Consider the following 3544-nt stretch of genomic DNA (forward strand, 5'->3'; position numbering starts at 1 on the left):
GTATGAACGCCGACTCGGTCGGGGTGCTGGACCGGGCCGCCCGCAAGGTCGTCGGCCAGGTCCGGGCCGGGCGGCTGCCCGCGCCGGTCGCGCTCACCCCGGACGGCCGGGAGGCGTGGGTCGGGAACGTGCTCTCCGGCAGCGTCACGGTGATCGACACGGCCTCGAACCGGGTGACGGCCACGATCGTGGGCGGCGTCGGCACCAAGCCGATCGACGCCGCGCCGCAGTCCATCGCCTTCGCTCCGGCCCCGTGACTCCGGCCCCGTGACCCCGCCCCCGTCCGTCCCGGCGAGGCGGCCGGGCGCGGGCGGGACAGGCTGGGGGTCAGATGCGGGCCGGGGGTCAGGTGCGCACCCGGGGTCAGGTGCGGGTCGGGGGGGCGCAGGCGGCGCGGGAGGGTGGCCACGACCACGTCGTAGGACTGTTCGAGCAGCTCGCGGACCATGCCGGTGTCGAGGCCCCCGTCCAGCAGCACCGTGACCCAGTGCCGCTTGTTCAGGTGGTACCCGGGCAGGACGGTGTCCGGGAACTCGGCGCGGAGCGCGGCGACCTCGTCCGGCGGCAGTTTCAGGCTGACGCTGGGCGGGTCGGCGTGCTCGGCGAGCAGCGCGAAGATCTTGCCGCCGACGCGGTAGACCGCGGGCTGGTCGCCGAACGGGAAGTCCTCGGTGGCGTCGGGGAGGCCGAGGCAGTGCTCGGTGACGTCGCCGGGCTTCATGGGGGTGCTCATCTTCTCGGTCTCCGTTCCACCGGGGGCGGCCTTCTCCGGCGCCGGGCGGCGCGCGGCGGTTCCCCCTCCGGCAGGGGCCTGGCCCGCGCCGCAGCCGGCCTGGCACGAGTCGGGTCGGGCGGGTCAGCTCGTCGTCTTGAAGTGCGGGTTGCGGATCACGCCGACCAGGTCGCCGGTCGGGTTGCGCACGACCGCGACCTCGATGCCGCCGCCGACCTCGCGGCACGGCGTGTGCGGTTCCGCGCCCGCCGCGAGCAGCCGCGCCTCGGCGTCCGCGGCGTCCTCGACGCCCCAGTAGACGATCGGGCCGTCCGCCGGGTCGCCGTCGGGGTCGAGGGCGAGCTCGTACCCGCCGACCTCGAAGCCGACGTAGAAGGGATGGTCGAAGTACGGTTCGAAGCCGAGCACGGAGGTCCACCAGCGCTTGGCGGCGTCCAGGTCGGGGGCCGGGTAGACCACCGTGCGCAGGCCCAGCAGTTCCACGCTCACGAGCGGCGCTCCAGCAGGCCGCGGACGTACGCCGCCTGCCCGGCGTGCTGGAGGCTGTCGTCGGCGACGCTGACGAGCCGGACGCCGAGCGTGACAGGCGGGTCCCAGCGCTCGTCCACGATCCGGTCGAGGTCGTCCGGGGCGAGGCCGGCGAGGAAGTCGCCGGTGCGGGCGTGGACGGCGTCGTAGTACTCCACGAGCAGTTCGGCGGTCGGCCGGACCCGCGTGACCTGCTCGGGGGTGTGCCCGTAGCCGGTGAAGCCGGGGTCGGACGGCAGGTCGAACCGGGCCGGGAGGTCGCCGGACGTCCAGATCTGGTCCTTGCCGAGGATCTCGGCGAGGTGGGCGTCCTGGACGCGCGTCAGGTGCCACACCAGCCAGCCGACCGTGTTCGCCCCGGGCTCGGGCGCGGTCGCCAGCACGGCCGGTTCGAGCCCTTCCACCGCCTCGCGGACCAGCGGCGGGATGCGGTCGTAGAGTTCGCCGAGCAGCGCGTTGACGTCCATCCCGCGACTCTAACCCGCGCCTCCGACATTCCTTCCCGCCGCCCCGCGACGCCCGAAGGGGCCGCGGAAACCGCGGGCCGGAACGGGTGGGCCCGGCCACCCCAGCGGTGGGTGACCGGGCCCGTGGTCCCGAGAGGCGGGACGGGTGGCCGCGCGCGACGGACGGTCCCGTCCCGGCTGGCGGGACGGGCGCCGTGCGCGGCGGCCGTGACGGGGTTGCGGGACGGGCGCCGCGACATCGCGGGCGGCGCCGGTCCGGACCCGGGAAAGTATCCGAAACCGGGCCCCGGCACAAGGGCCGCCCCTTCTGACCGGCAGGTCAGGTGACCTGGCCGTTGAGCCAGCCGAAAACGAACGGGAGCATGTTGCGCCACACGACGGTGCCGTGCTCGCCGAGCTTGGTGGTGTACTTGGTGACCTCGGTCGGCGGGCGGACGTGCTTCATGAACCTGTCGATCTCGGCGGGCGGGGCCTCGGGGTCCCGGCCGCCGGTGGCGAGCAGCAGCCGCACCGCCGGGGCCCGCTTCAGCAGCTCGTACGGGGCGTTCTCGCGCAGCAGCCTCGGGTTGTGCCGGATCACCGTGTTCGTGGACTCGTACGTCCCGGCGATGCCGACGCCCGTCCGGTACAGGTTCGGGTGCTGGAGGGCGAACTTGACCGCGCAGTAGGCGCCCTCGGAGTAGCCCATGGTGGTCCAGGACGCGGCGTCGGTCCTGACGCGGAAGTTCTGGTACATGAAGTCGCGGACGTCGCGGGTGAGCCAGGTCGCGACGGGGACCTGGCCGGGGATGTCGGTGCACTCGTTCGGCTTGCCGCCCGCGACGTTGATGGACGCCGAGACCAGGATGAACGGCCTGACCTTGCGCCCCCGGATCAGGCGGTCGGCGAGGTTGCCCGCGTTGAGGTCCCCGAACCAGGTGGTGGGCTCGCCGGGGGTGCCGCCGAAGAGCTGCACGACCGGGTAGGACGTCCGGGCGTCGCGCCGGTAGTCCGGCGGGAGGTAGACGACGACGCGGCCGTTGACGTGCGAGGCGGGGCCGGTGAACCTGGCCTCCAGGCTCTTGCGTCCCGGGTCGGTCTTGAAGTGCTTCTGGGTGAGGGGGCCGGGGCCGACCAGGCCGCCGCGGTGATGCCCTCCCCCGCCGACGGTGCTCTGCGTCCCGCCGCCGTCGTCGAAGCTGGTGCCGAGGAAGTCGGCCGACACCTCGGCCCAGGTGCCGTAGAACCCGCGCGCGTTGTTGATCAGCAGCCCGGCCAGCGCGAGCGCGGTGACCTGGCAGAGCACGATCATCACCGCGCGACCGGCGAGCCGCACCGCGCCGGGACCGGGGATCCGGTTCCAGGCGGCCATGCAGCCGGCGAAGGCCGAGACGGCCAGGAACACCGCCGCCAGCAGCGTCCCGGTGCTGTGTGGACCCATCGTTCGCGCAAACCCCCGTGTCGCGGGTCCACGCCCGAGGGCCCGCGGTTCGCTCAAGCCGCCGCCCCGCGGACGCAACGCGACGGCAAGCGCAGTGGCATCGGTCCGTTAATACCCGGGGCAGCTGATCAACTATAAGCCAGGAGAACGCCAAAGAAGTCCGGTCCGATGCGCGATATCCGTCTTTTCACCTGCCGCTAACCTTGGGAAACGCGGTTCCGGGCCGTCCGGACGCCCCCGCCGCGGCCTCACGAACCGGCGGGGCCACGGCGTTTTCGGTGTTCAGCCGCCGTCCGGCGGGTGCACAGGCGGCTTCCAGGCAGTGCTCAGAAGCCGTCCAGATTTAACGGACGACGGACGCCGAACGAGGAACGACGGACGGCCGGTCGCCCCGCG

Annotated in this window: 4 protein-coding genes and 1 pseudogene; 1 reads left to right on the top strand and 4 read right to left on the bottom strand. The window is 73.4% G+C overall.

Annotation, left to right across the window (positions count from 1 at the left end; translation table 11 throughout):
- Window positions 1-2 precede the first annotated feature (2 nt).
- On the top strand, window positions 3-257 hold the full coding sequence (locus AB0J52_RS32320; protein ID WP_500186620.1) for a YncE family protein: 255 nt from the start codon (window positions 3-5) through the stop codon (window positions 255-257).
- Window positions 258-475: 218 nt separating this feature from the next.
- Here the strand turns inward: AB0J52_RS32320 and AB0J52_RS32325 are convergent.
- From AB0J52_RS32325 to AB0J52_RS32340, 4 genes and pseudogenes are all read right to left on the bottom strand, one after another.
- Window positions 476-733: pseudogene (locus AB0J52_RS32325) on the bottom strand (MmcQ/YjbR family DNA-binding protein); the annotation flags it as partial.
- Window positions 734-856: 123 nt separating this feature from the next.
- Window positions 857-1222, bottom strand: a complete 366-nt coding sequence (locus AB0J52_RS32330; protein ID WP_500186616.1) for a VOC family protein — start codon at window positions 1220-1222, stop codon at window positions 857-859.
- Window positions 1219-1728 carry a mycothiol transferase gene (locus tag AB0J52_RS32335; RefSeq protein ID WP_500186618.1) on the bottom strand — a complete coding sequence of 170 codons (510 nt, stop codon included), beginning with the start codon at window positions 1726-1728 and terminating at the stop codon, window positions 1219-1221. Before AB0J52_RS32335 ends, AB0J52_RS32330 begins: the two co-directional genes overlap by 4 nt.
- Before the next feature lie 319 nt (window positions 1729-2047).
- Complete coding sequence (locus AB0J52_RS32340) at window positions 2048-3148, bottom strand: alpha/beta hydrolase (protein WP_500186619.1); 1101 nt, start codon at window positions 3146-3148, stop codon at window positions 2048-2050.
- Window positions 3149-3544 lie beyond the last annotated feature (396 nt).

This window comes from Spirillospora sp. NPDC049652, assembly GCF_040675125.1.
Classification (GTDB): domain Bacteria; phylum Actinomycetota; class Actinomycetes; order Streptosporangiales; family Streptosporangiaceae; genus Spirillospora.